The sequence below is a fragment of the Trichocoleus sp. AS-A1 genome, assembly GCF_039962015.1.
Taxonomy (GTDB): Bacteria; Cyanobacteriota; Cyanobacteriia; order Cyanobacteriales; family FACHB-T130; genus FACHB-T130.
On the sequence record NZ_JAMPKG010000001.1, the window covers coordinates 81,088 to 102,286 of the forward strand.

At 47.3% G+C, this 21,199-nt stretch carries 19 protein-coding genes and 3 pseudogenes; 9 read left to right on the forward strand and 13 right to left on the reverse strand.

Annotated features, from left to right (window positions below; translation table 11 throughout):
• Positions 1–3 precede the first annotated feature (3 nt).
• Both NC994_RS00350 and NC994_RS00355 read right to left on the reverse strand, forming a co-directional pair.
• Positions 4–1,050 (reverse strand): glucokinase, encoded by a 1,047-nt coding sequence (locus NC994_RS00350; protein ID WP_190436112.1) that lies wholly within the window; start codon positions 1,048–1,050, stop codon positions 4–6.
• 4 nt (positions 1,051–1,054) lie between these two features.
• Positions 1,055–1,699 (reverse strand): histidine phosphatase family protein, encoded by a 645-nt coding sequence (locus NC994_RS00355; protein WP_190436114.1) that lies wholly within the window; start codon positions 1,697–1,699, stop codon positions 1,055–1,057.
• A 729-nt stretch (positions 1,700–2,428) separates the two neighbouring features.
• Between NC994_RS00355 and NC994_RS00360 the strand changes: the two genes are divergently transcribed.
• The 3 genes from NC994_RS00360 to mutY all read left to right on the forward strand — a co-directional run bounded on the left by NC994_RS00360 (position 2,429) and on the right by mutY (position 5,246).
• Positions 2,429–3,388 (forward strand): RNA polymerase sigma factor, RpoD/SigA family, encoded by a 960-nt coding sequence (locus NC994_RS00360; RefSeq protein ID WP_190412167.1) that lies wholly within the window; start codon positions 2,429–2,431, stop codon positions 3,386–3,388.
• 355 nt (positions 3,389–3,743) lie between these two features.
• Positions 3,744–4,091 (forward strand): DUF760 domain-containing protein, encoded by a 348-nt coding sequence (locus NC994_RS00365; RefSeq protein WP_190412166.1) that lies wholly within the window; start codon positions 3,744–3,746, stop codon positions 4,089–4,091.
• 30 nt (positions 4,092–4,121) lie between these two features.
• Entirely contained in the window at positions 4,122–5,246 is a 1,125-nt protein-coding gene (gene mutY, locus NC994_RS00370) for an A/G-specific adenine glycosylase (RefSeq protein ID WP_190436117.1), read from the forward strand.
• Positions 5,247–5,375: 129 nt separating this feature from the next.
• Here mutY and NC994_RS00375 read toward each other — a convergent pair whose 3' ends face one another.
• Both NC994_RS00375 and NC994_RS00380 read right to left on the reverse strand, forming a co-directional pair.
• Entirely contained in the window at positions 5,376–5,804 is a 429-nt protein-coding gene (locus NC994_RS00375) for a DUF29 family protein (RefSeq protein WP_190436120.1), read from the reverse strand.
• Positions 5,805–5,814: 10 nt separating this feature from the next.
• A pseudogene (locus NC994_RS00380) lies at positions 5,815–5,982 on the reverse strand (tetratricopeptide repeat protein); the annotation flags it as partial.
• 288 nt (positions 5,983–6,270) lie between these two features.
• On the opposite strand from NC994_RS00380, the gene NC994_RS00385 reads away from it, so the two are divergent.
• Positions 6,271–6,654: a hypothetical protein gene (locus NC994_RS00385; protein WP_190412162.1), complete on the forward strand. Its 384-nt coding sequence runs from the start codon at positions 6,271–6,273 to the stop codon at positions 6,652–6,654.
• Here NC994_RS00385 and NC994_RS00390 read toward each other — a convergent pair.
• A pseudogene (locus NC994_RS00390) lies at positions 6,642–7,396 on the reverse strand (aminotransferase class I/II-fold pyridoxal phosphate-dependent enzyme). The gene NC994_RS00385 and the pseudogene NC994_RS00390 overlap by 13 nt on opposite strands.
• Before the next feature lie 157 nt (positions 7,397–7,553).
• Positions 7,554–7,748, reverse strand: coding sequence for a hypothetical protein (locus NC994_RS00395; protein ID WP_190412161.1), 195 nt, complete (start codon positions 7,746–7,748; stop codon positions 7,554–7,556).
• A gap of 538 nt (positions 7,749–8,286) precedes the next feature.
• Here NC994_RS00395 and NC994_RS00400 point away from each other — a divergent pair.
• The 4 genes and pseudogenes from NC994_RS00400 to NC994_RS00415 all read left to right on the forward strand — a co-directional run bounded on the left by NC994_RS00400 (position 8,287) and on the right by NC994_RS00415 (position 11,804).
• Entirely contained in the window at positions 8,287–8,625 is a 339-nt protein-coding gene (locus tag NC994_RS00400; RefSeq protein ID WP_190412160.1) for an STAS domain-containing protein, read from the forward strand.
• A gap of 116 nt (positions 8,626–8,741) precedes the next feature.
• Complete coding sequence (locus NC994_RS00405; RefSeq protein ID WP_190436123.1) at positions 8,742–11,444, forward strand: TIGR03960 family B12-binding radical SAM protein; 2,703 nt, start codon at positions 8,742–8,744, stop codon at positions 11,442–11,444.
• 85 nt (positions 11,445–11,529) lie between these two features.
• Positions 11,530–11,725 (forward strand): annotated as a pseudogene (locus NC994_RS00410) (serine/threonine protein phosphatase); the annotation flags it as partial.
• Complete coding sequence (locus NC994_RS00415; protein ID WP_190436125.1) at positions 11,652–11,804, forward strand: hypothetical protein; 153 nt, start codon at positions 11,652–11,654, stop codon at positions 11,802–11,804. The pseudogene NC994_RS00410 and the gene NC994_RS00415, both read left to right, overlap by 74 nt.
• A 16-nt stretch (positions 11,805–11,820) precedes the next feature.
• Here the strand turns inward: NC994_RS00415 and NC994_RS00420 are convergent, their stop codons facing one another.
• The 3 genes from NC994_RS00420 to NC994_RS00430 all read right to left on the reverse strand — a co-directional run bounded on the left by NC994_RS00420 (position 11,821) and on the right by NC994_RS00430 (position 15,300).
• A complete protein-coding gene (locus NC994_RS00420; protein WP_190412157.1) occupies positions 11,821–13,011 on the reverse strand; it encodes a glycosyltransferase family 4 protein in 1,191 nt (396 codons plus the stop codon).
• A 444-nt stretch (positions 13,012–13,455) separates the two neighbouring features.
• On the reverse strand, positions 13,456–13,578 hold the full coding sequence (locus NC994_RS00425) for a hypothetical protein (protein ID WP_277877544.1): 123 nt from the start codon (positions 13,576–13,578) through the stop codon (positions 13,456–13,458).
• Positions 13,579–13,587: 9 nt separating this feature from the next.
• Positions 13,588–15,300, reverse strand: coding sequence for a DUF2079 domain-containing protein (locus NC994_RS00430; protein WP_190436128.1), 1,713 nt, complete (start codon positions 15,298–15,300; stop codon positions 13,588–13,590).
• A gap of 114 nt (positions 15,301–15,414) precedes the next feature.
• Between NC994_RS00430 and NC994_RS00435 the strand changes: the two genes are divergently transcribed.
• A complete protein-coding gene (locus NC994_RS00435) occupies positions 15,415–16,611 on the forward strand; it encodes a histidine kinase (protein ID WP_190436131.1) in 1,197 nt (398 codons plus the stop codon).
• Positions 16,612–16,618: 7 nt separating this feature from the next.
• On the opposite strand, the gene NC994_RS00440 is transcribed toward NC994_RS00435, so the two are convergent.
• The 4 genes from NC994_RS00440 to NC994_RS00455 all read right to left on the reverse strand — a co-directional run bounded on the left by NC994_RS00440 (position 16,619) and on the right by NC994_RS00455 (position 21,052).
• The gene (locus tag NC994_RS00440) at positions 16,619–17,659 is read right to left on the reverse strand and encodes an ABC transporter permease (RefSeq protein WP_190436134.1); all 1,041 of its coding nucleotides are present in this window, start codon (positions 17,657–17,659) and stop codon (positions 16,619–16,621) included.
• Positions 17,660–17,667: 8 nt separating this feature from the next.
• The gene (locus tag NC994_RS00445; protein ID WP_190436136.1) at positions 17,668–18,327 is read right to left on the reverse strand and encodes a DUF1877 family protein; all 660 of its coding nucleotides are present in this window, start codon (positions 18,325–18,327) and stop codon (positions 17,668–17,670) included.
• A 62-nt stretch (positions 18,328–18,389) separates the two neighbouring features.
• On the reverse strand, positions 18,390–19,898 hold the full coding sequence (locus NC994_RS00450; protein WP_190436138.1) for an ABC transporter ATP-binding protein: 1,509 nt from the start codon (positions 19,896–19,898) through the stop codon (positions 18,390–18,392).
• A gap of 89 nt (positions 19,899–19,987) precedes the next feature.
• Positions 19,988–21,052, reverse strand: coding sequence for a BMP family protein (locus NC994_RS00455; RefSeq protein WP_190436141.1), 1,065 nt, complete (start codon positions 21,050–21,052; stop codon positions 19,988–19,990).
• Positions 21,053–21,199 lie beyond the last annotated feature (147 nt).

Consider the following 21,199-nt stretch of genomic DNA (forward strand, 5'->3'; position numbering starts at 1 on the left):
TGGCTACAATCTAGCAGCACAGACGGCGGCTCCAATCAGTCCCACTCGCGGATTTAGCACAATATGCACCGGCATTCTTTCGAGTAACGGACTCACGCGACCTTTGTTCAGAAAGGCATGGAGGAAACTGCCTTCTTGAATCAACGGCAGGATTTTGGCGGCGATGCCACCAGCAACGTAAAGACCGCCATAAGGTAATAGTTTGATGGCAAGATTCCCGGCTTCGGCACCGTAAGCTTCCACGAAGATTTGCATCGTTTGTTCGCACAAGCGATCGCGCTTTTCCAAAGCAGCTTTACCAATAATCGCCGCGGGATCGATCGTCTTGTCTTTCTGCCCGATCTCTTGTTCCCAGTTTCTAATCATCTGCCCAATTTCTGACGATTCCTCAGCAATTTTCCGATCTCTTAGGAACTGGTAAATTGAGACGATGCCTAGACCGGAAACCACTCGCTCGACTGAAATTCGCTGAATATTGTGCTTATCGAGCAGATATTTCAACAGCTGAAATTCTAACTCCGAGCGAGGTGCAAAGTCAGCGTGTCCGCCTTCCGAGGGGAAAACTTTATGGGCGTTGGATGCTAAGCGGATTAAAAACCCTTGTCCCAAGCCGGTACCCGCACCAATCACCCCAATCGGGGCGTCTTCCTGATGCTTGCCAGCTTGCAAAGTGTACAAGTCTGATTCAGTTAAACCGAGGACACCATAGCCAACCGCAGCGAAATCGTTGATTAACCCAACCGCAGCGATTCCCAATTGTTGCTCCAGCCGTTTGCTATCAAGCGACCAAGATAGATTTGTCAGGATAGAGGTGTTGTTGACAACAGGACCCGCGATCGCAAAACACGCTTTTTCCGGTTTCGGCGTCTCGCCTAGTTGTTCCGCCGCCGCCGTCAAAAACTGCCGCACCATTGGCACTAAATCGGGAAAATTGCCACTGGGGAAAATCTCCTCATACAGAGTTTGCAATAATTCCCCAGAATCAGACGCTTCTACCAAGCGCAGAATCGTCTTAGTACCCCCGATATCCCCTGCTAATAACAATCCCATGACCTTAATTAAACCGGATGACTTTTTCAGTTTGACTCAAGTGAGAAACATCTCCATTGAGTTCCATCACCCATTCTTCACCATCGCGCACCAGCTTAACCAAACAACACAGCGCGGCGTTTACTTCAGTTTCGGCTGTACCCCCCCGGATACCGAGAGTTGCACCCAGCACTGATGCACCGTGACCCACCAATAAGATATCTTCGGAAAACTCAGATGCAAGGCGTCTTGCGACTTCCCCAGAGCGTTCCATTACTTCTTCCCCAGTTTCGGGATAATTCGCGATTACGCGAGAAGTGTAACTGAGGTCAATTTGGGGAAATTGCTCGTGCAATGCTTCCATTGACATTCTTTCAGGCATCGCTGGCATCCAGTGAGGATTTAACCATTCGCTTAAGCCAGACTCAAGTTTGATGGGTAAATTCAGCACTTGTGCAACTTGGTGCGCCGTTTGTACCGTTCGCAGGAAGGGTGAGGCAAAAATATGGGCAATCTTTTCTCCCTTCAGGCGCTGCGCTAGTTGTTTGGCTTGCTCTACGCCGTCCTCAGACAGGGGTGGATCGTAGGGACGTTCGGCGGTTAAAAACCAGTCGGGGTTCACGAAGTCGAGGCGGTTGGCGTGTCTTGCAATCCAGACGGTTTGAGTCATCGGTTTAGGGAATAATGAGCAAAGAGCAAGCCGGATACGATTTTACCTAAAGGCCGCCGCCAATCAATTGTTGGAAGTGGCTGCTGGCTTCAGACGCGAACTGACAAGTCAGCGCTTCGCTATCGCTAGCTCGTCTTCTATAATCTAAAATCCAAAATGGTATAAGGCGATGGCGATCGCAGCCTCTTGAGCAAGCTGCCAATTTAATATACTCTGCAAAATCAATCTCAGTCGTTTCTCCCAAGTTTTCCAGGCGGAATAGACAGACCGGATTCTCCTCAAACTGCGATTACCGGGTTTTCTGGCACTTTGCGCCCAGAAAGTCATCCTTTTGCTTAAGAAAATCCCTATTTTTCGGCTTTTCGCTCTCAGACCTGGTGCAATAATGTAATACCGCGATCGCGTCCCTCACTGATGAGAGCAATTGCTCAATTGGAGTTGCTAACGCTTCGTAATACTTTTTCCTGGAGACCAAGGTGCCGCGAGCATCTTCCTACCCCCACCTATCAATGTCGCTGAGTGTCAGTAAGCATCTGCAAGATTTTTCTCATTTTGTTTCTCAAGATGCAATTATCCGATGGATTCGTGGGTACCCTTTTACTAGCTGATGTTGAAGGAAACGGCACGGGAACCCCCCTCTTGGGATAGACACAGCTCCTTTCAGAAAGGTTACAATAGTTTACAATTGCGATCGCTTTAAATTATCGCTCTGATTCAAGACTCAGCGCTATGAAAACTGCTCAGACCTCTACAGATACCGTCCGTGCTTACTTGCGAGAAATTGGGCGCGTTCCCCTGCTTACTCACGAGCAGGAAATCCTTTATGGAAAACAAGTACAGCGCTTAGCCACCTTGCAGGAAGTAAAAAATTCACTCTTGTTGCAGTTAGGACACGAGCCAACCGACGAGGCGTGGGCTTCTTCAACTGGGTTGTCAGAGAAAGAGTTACAGCAGGCGATCGCAGTGGGTGAAATCGCCAAGCGCAAGATGGTCGAAGCCAACTTGCGGCTCGTCGTCTCGGTTGCCAAAAAGTACATCAAACGTAACGTAGACCTCTTGGACTTGATCCAGGAAGGCACAATGGGAATGCAACGGGGCGTCGAAAAATTTGATCCCACCAAAGGCTACCGATTTTCCACTTATGCTTATTGGTGGATTCGGCAGGCGATTACTCGCGCGATCGCAGAAAAAGGACGCACCATTCGCCTCCCCATTCACATCACCGAAAAACTCAACAAAATTAAGAAAGCTCAGCGCCAACTTGCTCAAAACCTGGGACGAGCTGCTACAGTCGGCGAACTCGCCGCCGAACTAGAATTGACCCCCAAGCAAGTTCGGGAGTACCTAGAGCGGGCGCGTCAGCCTCTTTCTTTGGATCTGCGTGTCGGAGATAATCAGGATACAGAACTGGTAGAACTACTGGAAGACACCGGCCCTTCCCCAGAAGACTTCGCAACTCAATCTTCCCTCCAAGTTGACTTAGAAAAACTAATGTCAGACTTAACTCCTCAACAACGCGAGGTATTAGCGCTACGGTTTGGTTTAGCCGATGGACAAGCCATGACGCTGGCAAAAATTGGCGAACTTCTCAACATCAGTCGGGAACGAGTACGGCAAATCGAACGGGAAGCCCTCTCCAAGCTTCGCAAGCGCAAAGCCGATATGCGGGAATATATTGCGGCTAGCTAATTGAGGAGTCAGGACTGAGGAGTTAGGACTGAGGACTGAGGGCTGAGGACTGAGGAGTCAGGGATTAGGAGTCAGGGCTGAGGAGTTAGGGCTGAGGACTGAGGACTGAGTAGCCAGTTTTAAGTTTTGAGTATGAACTTTCTCAGCACTTAATAAAGGTAAAAGAATCCGCCGTTTAAAGTTCGGTTCTGCCCACTGTGACCCCGGAAGGAGCCTGCTAAATTAAGGGTATTAGAAGGATTTACAACTCTCGGAACCCGTTTCCGAGTCGATCGATAGAACAAGTATTGAGCAGCGATCTACCCTGGTACAAGGATTTGAGAGTAGCTGCCTCTAGAAAGTACGGAGAAACAAAGTGAACAACCCGTCAAATCGAGTCTCAGAGTTCTTTGAAGGTGAGTCGGAAGGCGGCAACTTGCTTTGGCAATACGTCCAATCCATGAGTCCAGAGACGATTACTCAGCTTTCCAAACCCGCGTCTCAGGAAGTATTTCAGGTGATGGAACGCAATATTGTTGGGCTGTTGGGGCACCTACCACCAGAACATTTTGGTGTAACGATCACCACCAATCGTGAAAACTTAGGGCGTATGCTGGCTTCGGCGATGATTAGCGGCTATTTCTTGCGGAACGCCGAACAAAGAATGACCTTTGAAAATGCCTTGACAGGTGCTACTGAAGTCAATGTATCTGATGCTGAATAGGCAAATTGAGCGGCATCAGCGCCAGTTCCGATGATTGTACTGCAATTGCAGCAACAAAGCGGCTCGGCAGACTGGGAAGTCAGTCTGCCGAGTTCTGCTATTTTGGAGTTTAGGCGATCGCTTCTAGCCTGGTACTCCCAAAACGGTCGAGACCTCCCCTGGCGTCACCACCCCGACCCCTACGCCATCTGGGTATCGGAAATCATGCTCCAGCAGACCCAGGTAAAAACAGTTATTCCTTACTACCAGCGGTGGTTAGCCCAATTTCCCACAATTGAAACCCTCGCCGCTGCTGACTTGCAGCAAGTCCTCAAAGCTTGGCAGGGACTCGGTTACTACGCCCGTGCCCGTAATCTACACAAAGCCTCTCAGGAAATTATCCAACGTCACAACGGAATTTTTCCTACCCACCTATCAGACGTTTTAGCTTTATCCGGGATTGGACGCACCACCGCCGGGGGCATCCTCAGCGCCGCCTTCAATCAACCCGTGGCGATTCTAGATGGCAACGTCAAGCGGGTTTTAGCGCGGCTGGTAGCATTGCCAATGCCACCAACAAAAGCAATAAAACCGCTCTGGCAGCTCTCAGAGAGCCTCCTCGACCCCGAACAGCCCAGAGATTTTAATCAGGCGCTGATGGATTTGGGAGCCACTATCTGCACTCCCCACAACCCAGCGTGCAACAGATGTCCCTGGATGTCCCACTGTCGCGCATACAATTTGAATATTCAGTCAACTTTACCCATGCGCGAAACCTCCTCCCCCATCCCCCACAAAAACATTGGCGTTGCCGTTATCTGGAACGAGCAGAAAGAAATTCTTATCGATCGTAGACCCCAGAACGGTCTTCTGGGCGGTCTTTGGGAATTCCCTGGCGGCAAATTAGAGCCTGGTGAAACCGTCGAGGAATGCATTAAAAGAGAAATTCAGGAGGAATTGGGCATTGAAATTGAAGTGGGCAAACATCTCATCACCATTGACCACACCTATACCCACTTCCGCGTCACCCTCAACGTCCATCACTGTCGCCACCTCACAGGCATTCCCCAACCGATCGAATCCGATGAAATCCGCTGGGTGACACTGGACGAAATCGATCAGTTTCCCTTTCCTAAAGCGAATATCCAAATTATCGATGCCCTGCGGCAGGCTTAGAAATTTCTAATTCGATTTACGAACCGCAAAGACGCAAAGGACGCAAAGAAAAGAGGGAATAGGGAAGAGTGCGATCGCACTCAATCTTTTTTATAAAATTTTTAGTATCATTCTGACTTCCAGACGACTTTACGCTGGCGGTAAGATTAAAGCCAAGGCACGATTTAGAATCTCTTTTTTATTAATGAGTTGTTCTAATTCTTCTGGCTCATAACGTCCTTCTTCTACCTCTAGGGAAGCCTCATCAATAGCATTCAAGTAGGCTTCTTCTAGGGTTTCAACCAACTCTTCTGGCGCTAGGTAGTGACCTCCTGCTTTACGACGCTTATTTTCCCTCTGAATTTCTCGAACAGAATTGCGAATCGAGACTTCCCAAGAACGAGTTGTGAGACTTTCAGCTTGCTGTTTAATTAGATGCAGTAGCAGAATCACTGCATAACTACGAATCGTCTTAACTATATCGTTTCGGCTCATTTCTTCGAGTTCTTCTACAATCGCTAACGATCCTTGGATGTCACCCTTTAGTAGCAATTCTTTAAGGTCTAATAGTTCTTCCATAACGGCTGATTTAATCCTCAGTTGTTTCTATGGGATTTTGAAGCGATCGCTCATCTGCTTGGGCGTGGCAACGTTCCAGCTTTTCACTCACCTTAATAGTTCTTGGATGCTCTGTCCCTAAGCATCCCTCAAAAATCTCTAAGGATTGGTTGTAAAAGGTGTCAGCCTTATCATATCGCTCTTGAAATTCGCAGAGCTAAGCTAGGTGGTTGAGGGTTTTAGCTACATCAGGATGCTTCTCTCCATCCAGGCGTTTCCGCATTTCCAATGCTTGCTTGTATAACGGTTCGGCTTTCTCATCACCTTCAGAGGTAAATCAACCGAACTAAAGTCAAAGCGATCGCCCTCTTAACCCGCGACGGCGGGTTTCGTTTGTATAGCCGCGATTTATAATCGCCGGTGCTTCTGAGACCACCCAACCAACTTCGTACAATAAAGAAGCAACTCGCACTAGCCATTCTTGATTGTGAAGCAAGCCTCAAGCGGTTCCGCCCCTAACTTTCAGCCTTGTCAGATTGTTTGTTTAGACCATGAAAATACTCGTCTGTACGCTGACGTGATACAAGTTGTCGATTCACGGCAGATATGCTGGGTGCGTCCTTTGATGCTTACTATCGTTTCAGACGATAATGCCAACGTGTTACCAACGCTGTACGATTTGCGTCAGGGTGCCGATTTAGTATGGCCTGTAACGTTGTTTCGACCAGCACTGGATACCGAGGTGATTCCCCTGTTAATGCAACTGGACGCCCCAGATGCGACAGCGGACGCCTCTGAGGCCCATCGGCAACTCAGTTGGTTTGTCCGCCAAGTTTGGCAAGCCAATCAGAGTGATTTTCAGGCTTCGTAGCGAATTTCAGCATCTCTGATGCGTTGAATCGCTTCGTGCATCCGTTCATCTGCCACGGTGAGAGCAATCCGAAAAAAGCTTTCCCCAGCAGCACCAGACCCGTTTCCAGGGGGCACGATCGGACCGCATTTCTCCAGTAACAGGGTGACAAATTCCGTTGAAGTATAACCTTTGGGGACGGGTACCCAAATATAGAGGATTGCTTTGGGAGGCTCAATAGGCCATCCTAAAGATTGCAATCCTTCGACGATGATATTACGACGGTTTTGGTAAACTGACATCACCGCTTGGCGTTCTTCTTCTGAGGTTTCATAGGCAGCGATCGCTGCTCGTTAATTGCCTTAAAGATGCCAGAATCTACATTGGTGTTAACTTGTCCCAGCCCCTTAATTTCGGTAGGATTCCCCACAACAAAACCAACCCGCCCGACGGTCATCTTGTAAGACTTAGATAAACTTTGAAATTCTATATTTAAGCCAGCGACACCAAAGCGGCGTTCCATCCAATCCGCAGCAGCTTTGCGGTATTCTTTAGTTCTCCAATCGGGGGGATAATTATGAGTCGAAAGCTCGTTAATCGCCTCATGCATCGCCTGGACAATATGCGCTGGCGTCGGACGGTCTGGATCGCCAACTCCAATGTTGATGATGTTCACCCCTTTGGTGACCGTTTCATGCTGGTTGCGATTAATCTTGGCAAATAGGTAGGACGGGGTCTTTTCTAAACGTTTGGCAAACTGCACGACGATTTAACAACTGAAAAAAAGAGCAAGTGGAAACAATTAGACAGTTGACCGCCAGGTGAGTCAAACGGATGAGAAGATTGATTTAGAAAGATTCCGACGGCACAAATATTGTCTCGTGCCATCGACTAAATCTACCTTGAATTTTTAATGTCTTTTATGCACTTGGTACCAGTTGAATTCGACCGGCATCCATCTCTGACATGAGTAATTCCAGTGCCTCATAATCAACGTCAGAAATGTGACCCATTCTGGTCAATTCATAATTTATTTCGTTCTCTATATCTGGAGTTAATTTCTTAATATAGAGAGCTTTTTCTACCAGTTGACGAATCGCGTATGTAGTTCTCATAAAAACCGATAGAACTCCGCATTTAAAAATTATCGTTTGAATATATAGATGAACCAGTGATCTAAAACTAGACTGTAAAGTGATCTAAATCACTGTGAGTTTCGCCCCAATTGCAGCTGATTTTTTAAATAATTTCCGACAACTCCATGAAGCTTCGGAGTTGATGCTTTATAGCAATAATATTATCGTTGATGAGTTTTAATCTTGTGAAGAATAGCCGCAGATGTCTGTTTGAAGACCTAAGCCCCTGCCTTGCAGAAATGCGCTTCGCATAGGATTATACAAAGAATACATCTGTCTTTGGTTAGATGCAGCGATTGTAAAAGATGAATAGAAGGATTTTCTTAATATAGAACTTCTAGAAAGTCCGTATTAGAGAACACGTTCTCAGGCAATCTTATTGAAAACTTTATATAAAAGGAGGTAACTAATGAAGATTTAGCAAATTACCTAAAAGGGGGTAGGCAATATCATATTTACCGTTTATTGTCGAAGCTATTACACAAATTTTTGTTTAGAGTTGAAACAGGATATTGTCATGCAAAATACGCTAGTTCGCCCCAACGTTGCAGTTATTCGCCCCCAAGGTCATATCAATGCATCGAATGCGGTTGAGTTCCAAGGTCAACTGACAGCAGCTGTTTCTTCACCCGAGCAATCCATTGTGCTAGTTGATATGGCGCAAGTAGAGTTCCTCGATAGTGCTGGCTTGATGGCGTTTGTTTCGGCTCACCGTTTAGCACACAGTCTAGGACGGCGGTTTAGCCTCTCTTCAGTGTCGCCCTCCATTCGGATGATTTTTGAACTGGCTCAACTTGACGGAGTCTTTGAAATTTTAGAAAGTCCTGCCGCCTTGGAAGCAAACATTGGAGTATAGGAACAAGGAAATACTTCTAAAGGAAAAACTGAGAGGTTGAGCGCTGTTGCTGAGTGCTAATCCTGAATTGGTGCTAGGGTTGAATCTGAGGCACTGGAAGCAGGGAGCGTTTTGCAGTGGCGATCGCAGTTGAGAAACTACTTACAGCAGAGATACAGAAACCAGCTCGTTATTTGGGAAACGAGCTAGGAGCCGTCCACAAACCTTGGGAAGCGGCGGCAGTACGCTGGGTTCTGACATACCCAGAAATCTATGAAGTGGGTGCATCGAATCTTGGGCATATTATTCTCTACAACATATTGAATGCTCAATTGGGGCAGCTGTGCGATCGCGCATATCTACCAGCCCCAGATTTAGCGGCGAAACTCCGAGAAACACAGACGCCCCTATTTGCCGTGGAATCGCGGCGAAGTCTTACAGATTTTGACATTTTGGGCTTTAGTCTCAGCTACGAGCTAGGAGCCACCAATATCCTGGAAATGCTTGATTTGGCCGGGATTCCTCTGACGTGGCGAGAAAGGCTCACCAGCACAGACGCAGGGGAAAGTGAAGAATTTCTCTGGAATTATCCCCTGATTTTTGCTGGGGGGCAGACCGCAACCTCGAATCCCGAACCTTACGCAGACTTTTTCGATTTCTTGGCTCTGGGAGATGGCGAGGAAGTGCTACCAGAGATTGGCTGGGTAGTGGAAAAAGCCAAAAAAGCTCACCTCAGTCGAGAACAACTATTGCTGAATTTGGCACAAGTACCCGGCGTATATGTGCCGCAGTTCTACGACATGGCAGAAGATGGCTCAGTCCATCCCAATCGCCCGGATGTACCCCAGCGGATTTTACGACGAGTTGCTGCACCCCTGCCAGCTTATTCCATCGGGCTAGTGCCTTATGTAGAGACAGTCCACGACCGACTGACCATTGAAGTGCGGCGCGGCTGTACTCGCGGTTGTCGCTTCTGCCAGCCTGGAATGCTGACTCGTCCGGCGCGGGATGTGGAACCGCAGGAAGTCGTAGAGGCAATTGAAAAGGGAATGCGGGCGACGGGATATAACGAGTTTTCCCTACTCTCCTTGAGTTGTTCGGATTATCTATCTCTACCGGCGGTGGGGATGGAAATCAAAAATCGCCTCAAAGATGAAAATATTTCTCTCTCTTTACCCAGTCAACGGGTAGACCGATTTGATGAAGATATCGCGAATATTCTGGGCGGGACGCGACAAAGTGGGCTGACTTTCGCGCCGGAAGCGGGAACCCAGCGGATGCGGGACATTATCAACAAGGGGTTGACGAACGCAGAATTGCTGCGAGGGGTGAAAACCGCCTACGAGCAGGGCTGGGAAAAAATTAAGCTGTATTTTATGATTGGTCTGCCTGGAGAGACGGATGTAGACGTGATCGGCATTGCCGAAACTATCCGTTGGCTACACCAAGAATGTCGGACTGAAGGCAGAAAGCGTCTGCATTTCAACCTGACGATTTCTAACTTTACGCCGAAGCCTCACACGCCTTTCCAGTGGCACTCTGTGTCTACAACTGAGTTTCAACAGAAGCAGAAACTTCTCCGCGACGAGTTTCGCGGGATGAGGGGGGTGAAGGTAAACTTCACCGATGTGCGACTTTCGGCGATGGAAGATTTTATTGGACGGGGCGATAGGCGTCTGGCATCAGTGCTGCGTCGTGCTTGGGAACTGGGTGCGGGGATGGATGCCTGGTTTGATAGTGTGGAGCGGGCTTTTGCGGCTTGGGGAGACGCGATCGCAGAATCAGGCTTAACCTGGAAATACCGCCTTGTTGAAAATGGCGAATGGAACTGGGTGGAGAATCGGAATCAACCGCTACCCATTGACGATTCCCAATCCGCAATTCCCAATCCCCAATTCGATGCGCCGTTGCCTTGGGATCATATCGATACGGGAATTGATAAGAACTGGCTAATCGCTGACCTGAAACGGGCTTTAGAAGCTGCGATAGTGCCGGATTGCTCGTTTGAAGGCTGTTCTCACTGTGGCATTTGCGGGTCTGACTTTGGGCACAATATTGTTATCAAGCCGCTGCCGATTCCAGAATTTGCCGGACACTTCACGCCGAATACAGATAGGGTGCAGCGGTTGCGGGTTTGGTTGGGTAAGCTGGGCGATATGGCGCTGGTGAGTCATCTAGATTTGGTGCGCCTGTTTGACCGTGCTGTGCGTCGGGCGGCATTGCCAGTTGCTTTTACGGGCGGGTTTCATCCCAGTCCCCGCATTTCTCCAGCGAGTGCGCTGTCATTGGGATCAACCAGTGAAGGTGAAATTGTGGACTTTGAGCTAACCCAGGCGATGGATGTGGCGACATTCCAGGAGAAGTTAGCTGCCCAGTTGCCGTCTGATATCCCGGTTTATCGGGTGGCAGATGTTGATTTGAAGGCTCCTTCCGCGACTCAGTTGTTGGAAAAAGCCGAGTATTTGATTGCGGTGGCAGCGGTTGAGTCTGCGTCACCAGAGGAGTGGGAAAGCTGGGTAGAGGCGATTAAAGCCACTGAGAGCATTTTAATTGAGCAAACGACGAAGTCTGGGAAGAAGAAACAGATAAATCTGCGCGATCGCTTGTTTGAATTAGAGGTCAATGAACCTCAAAGAAGCGCCAGCGAAGCGAAGGGCAATATCCCATTAGTCTGCCAAGAAAAAGCGGCAGAAGGCGTTGTTCTGCGTTATTTGGGCAGTTGTCAAAATGATGGAACTGTACTAAGACCAGAGCATATCGTCTTGATGTTGGAGCAAGTGACGGGGCGGGAGTTTCAGATGTTGCACGCTCACCGACGTCAGCTGCTTCTGAAGGATTGATTGCCGAATCGGGATTCCTGCCATTGGCGACATTCCCCTACCGCTATCCGAACAACCTGAGTTTATGTTGTTCTTGGGAACGTTTGGCAAAACGATGGTTGCTGGCGGACACACCAGCCAAAGAAGTAGCGTGCCAGTCAATCTCGGTTACGCCATCTGTCTGTATCGATACCTGAGTTTACGATGAAGGTTGGCTGATTTGCCTGGATGGAACCAGCGGGAAAGTCTGGCAGGCAAATCAAGCCGGTCAGCTTCGGATGGCTGGAATTGTTGAATTTTAGCGATAGTTGCGATCCAGAGTATCCAAATTCTGGTTCTCTGGCTAAGTTTGGGAACGAAGAACAAACCTTCAACTTTTGATTAAGTCCAATGATGATTAAGCCCAGTGAGTGTGCGATCGCTCTTGCACTACTCTTTGATAAACTGCTTCAGTTTGTTTCGCTATCTTCGACCAACTGAACCGACGCTCTAAATCTTCATAAGCGTTGTCAACTAGCCACTGGGCGTAACCTGGATTTTTTAGCACTTCTAAAATGCCCCAGGCGAGAGAATCCCAGTTGTTCGTCTGGGTAACAACCCCAGTCTTCGTGTGTTGCACGACTTCCGGTAAACCCCCCGTGTCCGATACCACAACGGGCACGCGGGCGGCAAAGCTTTCTAGGGCAACAATGCCAAAAGGTTCGTAGAGGCTGGGAAATACGGCGCAGTCGGCAACCGTTTGGAATTTATCTAGGTCGGCATCTGACATAAAGCCGGTGAAATAGCAGTCGTCCCAAATGCCTAAATTCCAAGCTTGCTGCTTCAAGGGGTCAGTATTGCCGCCGCCAATAATCACAAATTTGACATTGCCCCCCATTTCCCAAAGGACTTTAGGGGCAGCATTCAACAACACGGAAACGCCCTTTTCGTGGGACATTCGACCCACATAGTAGACAATTTTCTCCCGATCGTCGGCAAACTGGCGACGGAAGTTCAACGCATCAAACTCGTGCCAACGCGGTTTCTTTTCCGGTCGGATGCCGTTGTAAATTACATCCATTTTGTCCCAAGGAGTTTCTAGCGCTCGTTCTCCTTCTTGGCGCATATAGTTGGTACAAACAATAATCCGCCAAGAGTTATAGGCGAGAAGTTTTTCTTTGCCGCTAATGTAGCGGTGGTCGTCGTTGTAGATGCCGTTGTAACGACCAAATTCTGTGGCGTGAATCGTAGTAATCAGCGGCACTTTAAAATTGTGCTTGAGAGCGATCGCGGCATCTCCCACCAGCCAATCGTGGGCATGGATCAAATCAAACGGGCCATCTTCCATCATCAGCTTCCCGCCGTGAATCCCCATGCTCTGGTTCAAATTCACGACCCAGTGAAAGAAGTCATAACCGTAGCCCACTGGCACCCGATGCACGTGGACGCCATCTACCACCTCGTACAGCGGCGCGTGACCAAACTCCACTGTTAGCAAGTGGACTTCATGCCCTAGTTTTATCAGTTCTGGATATAACTCCCCTACATGGCGGGCAATTCCTCCGACAATGCGCGGCGGAAATTCCCAAGTCAGCACTAGAATCTTCATTTCCCCCAATCCCCTCAATTCAGTTACAAATCGCTACAGATCGACATAGTTCTAAAAATTATAGTCTCCTAGTTGGGACAATGAGGATGTGATAGATTTAAATAATCTTTTAACCCTGAGCAAACATAAACACTCAATCTATTTCTATTGTTGCTTTTATTTGAGGGATAAACAGTTAATACAATAAGAAGTAAGAAAAGAATAAATTATGAAATGTGAAGCCTAGAATTTATCCTTTTTCTGGCTCTATACCTCAATCGCTTTCAGCCTACCGCTAGCTCTTGATGTACGGCAAATAGAAATTTCAATAACAAAATTTGTCCCTAAATAAACTCTAAAAGACACTTCAATTGCCTATCCGGTTTTTCCACAATAATCCTCAGATTAATTAAGCACCCCAAACCGATGCTCTTACTCATTGGTTTAATAGTGAAAAAGAAGGCATTATTTGCCATCTATATTGCCATTTGGGAACATCTCTGACTTCCGTGGGAATGCGGATGTTGCCGGGTTGATATGGAATTGCTCGGTACGTGCGATCGCATAGTCTGCCGCTAGATGGGACAAGAGACGAATTTAAGTTAGAGAAATCTGTTGGCGAAATGCCTGCCAAGCCGCGATCGCTTGCGCGTTCGAGACAACTCCTTTTTGCATTAAGATAACGCCATCTTTGAAGTCAATGATGCCGTACTCCCCACTACCAGATAGCCGATCGATCGCGGGAACACTCTGTTGCAATAATCCCCGTTCTTCGTTGAACGCAGCTTGATACTGCTGTGCTTGCCACAAATCAGCAATAATGTAATCCACATTGACCACTTCACCAGCATCATTGCGGAGTTGCAAAGACGGAAAGCGGATGATTTCGCGGCGACCCGAAAGATGGGGTACAAGATAGGTGGTAGTCGCTACACTAGCGTCAGGCGGAATCTGAGCCAATAAAGGGCGAACTTGGCTGACGTGTTCCCACTGCCGCGTCACGGGAATATAAACCAAAGGCTGAATCGACTCTGGGATCAGGAAGTAAAAAGTCCGATTAGGGTTTGAAGTGAACGTAAAAAATATTGAAAGGCAGAGACAGACGATCCAAAAACGCCGAAACGACGGCGAAACCGATTTGGGATAATTATCTGCAACCTCAGCCTCATCCCTCTCAGCCTCATCCCTCTCTGATGTCTGAGCTTTTCGCCCCCCTTTAAAATCTCTTATCCAAATTCTAAAGTCGCTTTGCCCTGCCCACCAGAGAATCGCCCCGTAAAATAGCCCCGGCACAATTGTCATCGCATAGCGAATATTAATAGCGAGAACCGATTGTCCCTTCCCTAATAAAAGTTTCAATAGAGGAAATCCCGCAACCATCCAAGAAGCAGGAGAAAGTGCTGGCACAAAAGCCAAGGGCAACCATTGACCTAATAAATACTTAATCGTGCCAAAGAAGGGTGAAAACAGCTCGACGATAAGCCGCCAAGGGTTGCTTACCATTCCCCAGATAATTTCCAGCGTAGAAGCTTCTTCGCCATCCGCATATTGCCCAAACCGCTCCATCATAAACCGCTGAGAAATATCCTCGGAGAACAGCGGCATGATCAGATTGGTGAGGACAATCATGTAAGCAAAACTGAGAGTACAGACCGCAAGACCCGCCTTGGGATAGCGTTTGCTCAGGATCATGTAAAACCCGATACTAAACAGACTCACACCCGAATCTTCCCGAACCGCCAGAATCAAAACCGCCAGCACCCAAAATAGCCACCACCAGCGCTTTTCCATTGCCAGGAGCAATCCAAAGGTAAAGAGGGGAATTTGGCAAATATCGTGGAAATTAGCTAAGGTAGGGCCAAGAACGGCGTTAGCGCCATAAAAGCTGATAGTAATTAGGGCAGAAATCCCCGGTTCCAGATGCTGTCGAGCAAGGACGTATAGAACCAAACCGGCAGCGGTTACGAGCGTAACTTGCAAAACAGTGAGCGTTGCGGGTGAAGGAAACAGGGCATACAAGGGTAGCCACAGCAAAAGGGCTGGGGTGAAATGTTGCCCTAAGCGGTGATAAAAAACTTCTGGGACTTCGCCATTGTGGACGACGTTGGTAGAAAGCTGCGAAGAAAGGGAACTCTGAAAGAAGCGACCGTGAATGCCGTTCCAGAAGACTTGGTTAAAGATGCCTTGATCGTAGGAGGAATAAAAGGTGAAGTGCCGATGCAGGGTGAAAAAGAGAGCAAACAAAAAAAATGCGATCGCTGCACCCATCACCATCCGTAACGCTGGCTGCTTGTGTAATTTCAACAACATCACTCACAATCGTTTATAAATGTTAAATAGATATTAAATTGAAAGCGGATCTTCGCTTCTCGTCCACTCTCAGTCAATACCCCTAAGAATTAAAGTGTCATCGGTTGGTTCCCAGTGCTGAAACCAGATTACATAAAGGCAGCTCTTGAAAAACCTACCCATTCTGAAGCATCGCTACAGCTACTGCTGTTTGTCGATGAGCGTCCGAGTTCGCGTAAACAGATCCAGCAAATCCAAACGTATCTGGAGAGCTTAAAGACCGAGGTTCCTTTTGAACTTCAGATGGTCGAGGTCGGAGAGCAGCCGTATTTAGCCGAACACTTTAAACTGGTGGCAACCCCAGCTTTGATCAAGATTCATCCGGAACCCCGACAGACGCTAGCTGGGAGTAATTTGATCGCTCAATTGAAGAATTGTTGGCCTCGCTGGCAGCTGTGTGCCGAAGAATATCAGGAGACTTTAGCACAGGACCGGGAGACAGATTCACCGACCACTGCAGAAACCTCAGCGATTCGGTCTGTTGCTCATTCCGCAGAACTGATTCAACTGTCTGACGAAATTTTTCGCCTCAAGAAAGAAAAAGAAGAACTGCTGGAGCAGCTACAGTTCAAAGACCGGGTACTCGCTATGTTAGCTCACGACCTGCGGAGTCCCCTCACAGCCGCCTCTCTAGCAATGGAAACCTTGGAATTAAGCTTAAATTCAAACAATAGCAACAGACACGCTAAGCTAACACCAGCACTGACCGAGCAGTTAAGCAAGCAGGCTCGTACCCAAATCCGCGTGATGGATCGGATGATCGCAGATATTCTGCAAGCCGCCAGGGGTACGAGTGCCCAATTGCATATTCAACCGCATAAGTTGGACTTGGGGGCACTTTGTCATGAGGTCATTAATTCACTGAAAGCTCGGTGTCAGGGGAAATCTCAATGTTTGGAAACCGATATTCCCCAGGATTTGCCCTATGTCTATGCGGATGAAGAACGGGTGCGCCAAGTGATAGTCAACCTTCTGGATAACGCGATTAAGTACACGCCGGAAGGTGGCAGGATTCAAGTTGCAATGCTGCACCGCACGACTCAGAAAATTCAGGTGAGCGTTGGCGACACGGGTTTTGGTATCCCTGCGGAGAATCAAGAGCGCATCTTTGAAGATCGCTATCGCCTAGAGCGAGATCAAGAAAGAGACGGGTATGGGATTGGTCTTGGCTTATGCCAGCGGATTATTCGGGCGCATTATGGGCAGATTTGGGTAGACTCAAATCTCGATAAGGGCAGTATTTTTCACTTCACGCTGCCGGTTTACAGATAATTAAAAATTAAGTCTTGAGCTTCATTTGACGTTCAACTGCAAAACTAATCGCAATAAATAAAACGGTTAAACCCTGGATGGCGTAAACGACGGTGACTGGGACGTTGGCGCTGCGTTGCATGACGTTTGCGCCGCTGCGGAGGATACCGAAGAATAGGGAAGTAAGGACGATACCGGCGAGATTACCACGACTCAGGAGTGCGATCGCGATCGCATCAAATCCATAGCCGGGAGAAAAACGGTCGAATAGTCGATATTTCAAGCCCATGACTTCACCCGCACCCGCCAGTCCTGCTAATCCTCCAGCAAATGCCATTACAGCGATGATAGTGCGTTCTACCGACATCCCGGCGTAACGGGCGGCTGTGGGATTTTGCCCGACGGCTTCGATTTGGTATCCTAAAGGCGATCGCGTCAGTACCACCCACAATATTCCTGTAGCGAGTAATCCGATAAAAATCCCCGCATGAGCTTGAGTTTGCGGCAAAATAATCGGTAATCGGGCGGATTCTGCGATTAAAGGAGAAAAGGCACTCGGCGCACCTGGTGCCTTCAAAGGATTATTCACCAGATATCCGACAAAGTTCAGCGCCACATAATTGAGTAGCAGCGTGGTAATCACTTCATTTACACCGCGCACTGCTTTCAGATAACCCGGAATTAATCCCCAAATTCCCCCCAATAAAAATCCCCCCAGCAGCGCCAGCGGTACGTGAATTAATGCGGGTAATCCATGCAGAGACAGCCCCACCAAGGCGCTACCGAGTCCCCCCATGTATATTTGCCCTTCAGCGCCAATATTAAATAAACCCGCCTTCAACGGCACCAGCACCCCCAAACTCGCTAACAGCAACGGTGCGGTTTTTGCAATGGTATTGGCAAAGCCGTAGTAGTCTGCGAGAGATTCTTTAAAGAGAATGCCGTAGGCGGTGATGGGGTTCGCCTTTGCCAGCAAGATGAGGATAGCGCCGACGATGAGGGCGGATGCGATCGCTACTACTGGCGATAAAATTGGCAGCAGTACAGGTTGAATCCGATTAGTTTGCATAAAATTACCTATGTTAAGTAGAGAAACATCGCATTTCCCTTCTCAGCAGCATCTTGGTAATACTTCACTAGCGGATTGTACGTATACTGGAATAAATAATCAAAAAAATCTTCTTTCCAGCCTCTAAGTTTGAATCTTTCCCCGATCATTGCAGGGGAAAACTTTGATAAAGCCTTTGCTACTTGCTTAACTTCATCATCTGTCAAGTATCGTAATAATCCATAATCAAAGTTGTATTCTATTTCTTTGCCGCCCCAAATTGCATTAATTGAATGTAAATTATCTTCTTCATTTTTACTTATTAAAAAAGGCAGAGTAATAGAGTAATCTTTTCCTGTGAGTACAAAATGTAACTCACGCCACTTTCTACCTATATCTAAAGGTAATGTTTTCCCCTCTGCAATAATTAAAGGAATTTCTATTTTCATTTTTTCAGACTCTTCTGGCTTTTCCTCCTCTAATTTTTGCAACGTCTCTCCAACCCAATTTATGAAATCTTCATAATCCGCAACCTCGCTAGGATTATTTAGATCAATCGGATACTCTCGCCAGTAATCAGAGTCGGGTAGCAATTCTGCATAAAAGAACACCTCTGCAAAGTCTGGGTATTCTTTTAGCTTCTCTAACAGATATGGAGACACTTGCTTGAATTTTGCCTCTATGCCCATAGTTGGCTATCCCCTAGAAACGCAATCTAGTAAGTTTGTACTATATTAACTGATTGCGATCGCTACCCTTCAATACCCGCCGAGATGCCACCAGTCATCAAATAACCGATTTGTTCCACTGTGGCAGTGGCAGCATCTAAGATATCCACGAATTGTCCTTCATACATGACGGCAATGCGATCGCTCATTGCCATAATCTCTTCTAATTCGGTAGAAATATACAAAATTGCCGCACCTCGTTCTCGTTCAGCTAATAAGCGTTGCTGCACGTATTCAGTCGCACCGACATCTAAACCGCGTGTCGGTTGCATTGCCACAATTAAAGCTGGGTTGCCAGAAAGTTCTCGTGCTAACACTACTTTTTGTTGATTACCGCCAGACAATTGGCTAACTTTAACCGATGGATTTTCAGCGCGAATATCAAAGTTTTCCATCGTCTCAGTCGCATGATGATTAATTACCTCATACTGGAGGAACCAACGGCGGCAAAATGGCAGAAACATAAAAGCTTTGAGAATGAGATTTCTGGCAATACTAAACCCCATCACCAAACCCATTTTCTGCCTATCCTCTGGAATATAAGCTGTAATTCTTCCTGTCCTCTCCCTTAAAAAGAGGGAGTTAGAGGGGGATCTCCGGATGGTTCCCGAATTAATAGCACGAAAACCCGCAATCGCATCTGCTAAATCTCGCTGTCCATTACCATCAACACCCGCAACTCCTAGTATTTCGCCTGCGTGGAGTTCAAAAGATATATCTTTTACAACCAGCAAATTCCGCTCATCCTCAACCTGCAACTTTTGTACTTCTAGCACTACTTCACTAGAAGAACGAGCAGATTTATTTAGATGAAGTAAGATTTCTCTCCCTACCATCAAACGTGCTAATTCTTGAGTGTTCGTATCTGCATTTTTAGTTGTCGTCACCACCGCACCCCGCCGCAACACGGTGACAGTATCGCAGAGATTCATCACTTCTTCTAGCTTGTGACTGATAAAAATAATCGTATGTCCCTCTTTAGCAAGTTGGCGCAAGATAGCCGCTAATATCTTTACCTCTGGCGGCGTCAGCACCGCTGTCGGTTCATCTAATATCAGCAACTTGGCGTTGCGGTAAAGTGCCTTGAGAATCTCTACCCGTTGCTGAACTCCTACAGGTAAATCCCCCACTTTTGCGAATGGATTTACATCTAAACCATAAGACTGAGCGAGTTGCGCGATCGCCTGCGATTTCTCTTTTATATTTAGCCGCAAATCGAAGCTGGTTCCAAGAATAATATTCTCGGTTACTGACAGTTGCGGTACCAACATAAAATGCTGGTGAATCATGCCAATTCCATGCGCGATCGCGTCACTTGCTGAAGCAATTTGCACAGGATTGCCTTGCAAGTAGATTTGACCGGAATCTGGCTGATAAAGTCCGCAAAGGATATTCATTAAAGTAGTTTTACCAGCTCCGTTCTCGCCCAGCAGAGCATGAATAGATCCGCAACTAACGCTCAAATTTATGTTGTTATTAGCGATAAAGGTGCCAAAGTGTTTGGTAATACCTTCAAGACGTAAATAAGTCATTTTTAATATTTTTTGCTAATTGGCTTAGCCAATATACCGCTGGGGAATTGATTCCCCGACGGGTGATAAGCGAAGAGATATCAACTGAATTAAGCTTGCTTCACACACCGAGTATCCTTTCCCCCCTCTTTACACGCCTCAAATGTAACTTTCTTAGCTAATATTGCCTGCTTCGTATTAAGTGCTTTTTCCTCTACATTTTTTGGCACCATTGCCCCAAATTTACCAAGATAGAGAATCTCAGGATTTTCCAAACCAATTGTATAAATCTCACCTTTTAGATTGCCTTTCACAGCAAGATCGGCTAAGTATGCGATCGCTAAGTCAATTCGCTTCACCGCACTGGTTAATACTGCCTTTGGCGCAACATCCAGTTGATCTGTGGTATTGCCGAAAGCAAAAACTCCCTTCTCATCGGCGGTTTGCAGCACCGCAGGAGAAGCATTATCCAGCCACTGATAAATCACATCAACGCCTGAAGAAATCAACGCTTGCGTCGCTTCCTTCGCCTTAGCCGCATCATTCCAATCGCCTGTGTAACTGGCAGCGATTTTAATATCTGGTTTAACAGACTTCGCGCCTAACTCTAATCCCCGCAATTCTTCATCAGTTGCTTGAAAAGATTGAGCCGCTAGATAAGCCATTTTATTTGATTTTGTCATCAAGGCACCTATGATGCCGCACAGATAACTGGTTTGCAAATGATCGATTCGCAAAGACGCCATGTTATCGCCTTTCACCGTACCATTGACACCGACAAAGAACGTCTTCGGAAATTGCGCTGCTACCTGCTCAATTGCTGCATCAAATTGTCCCCCGTGGGCATACACTAAGTTATAGCCACGACGCGCAAAGTCTGACAAAGCTTCTGCCTGATCCGCTTGTTCCACCTTCTCAACGTGAGCAATTTCAACTCCCAGCTTTTCTTTGGCAGTTGTCACGCCTTCATAGCCAGCCTGGTTCCAAGCTTTATCTGTGATAATCCCTGGCAAAACGATAGCAACTTTGAAATCCTTACCCGTTTTAGCAGAAGTATCCCCACTAGCTGCTGTTTCTGTCGGGGTAGGACTGCTATTGCAAGCCTTCAGCAATAGACTGGTACCCAAGGTAGCTGAACCATACAGGAGAAATTTGCGCCGACTATATTCCATCATGCGATCGCCCTCAGATAAATAGTTTTAATGTAGTTACTTATTTTGAGCGATTCGGTGACGCGATCGCTATGCTAACGCCAGTCTATTTTTCCAACTGTTGGCTGAAAACAAAGTAACATCAAACTGAATAAACTGAAGAAGCGACAA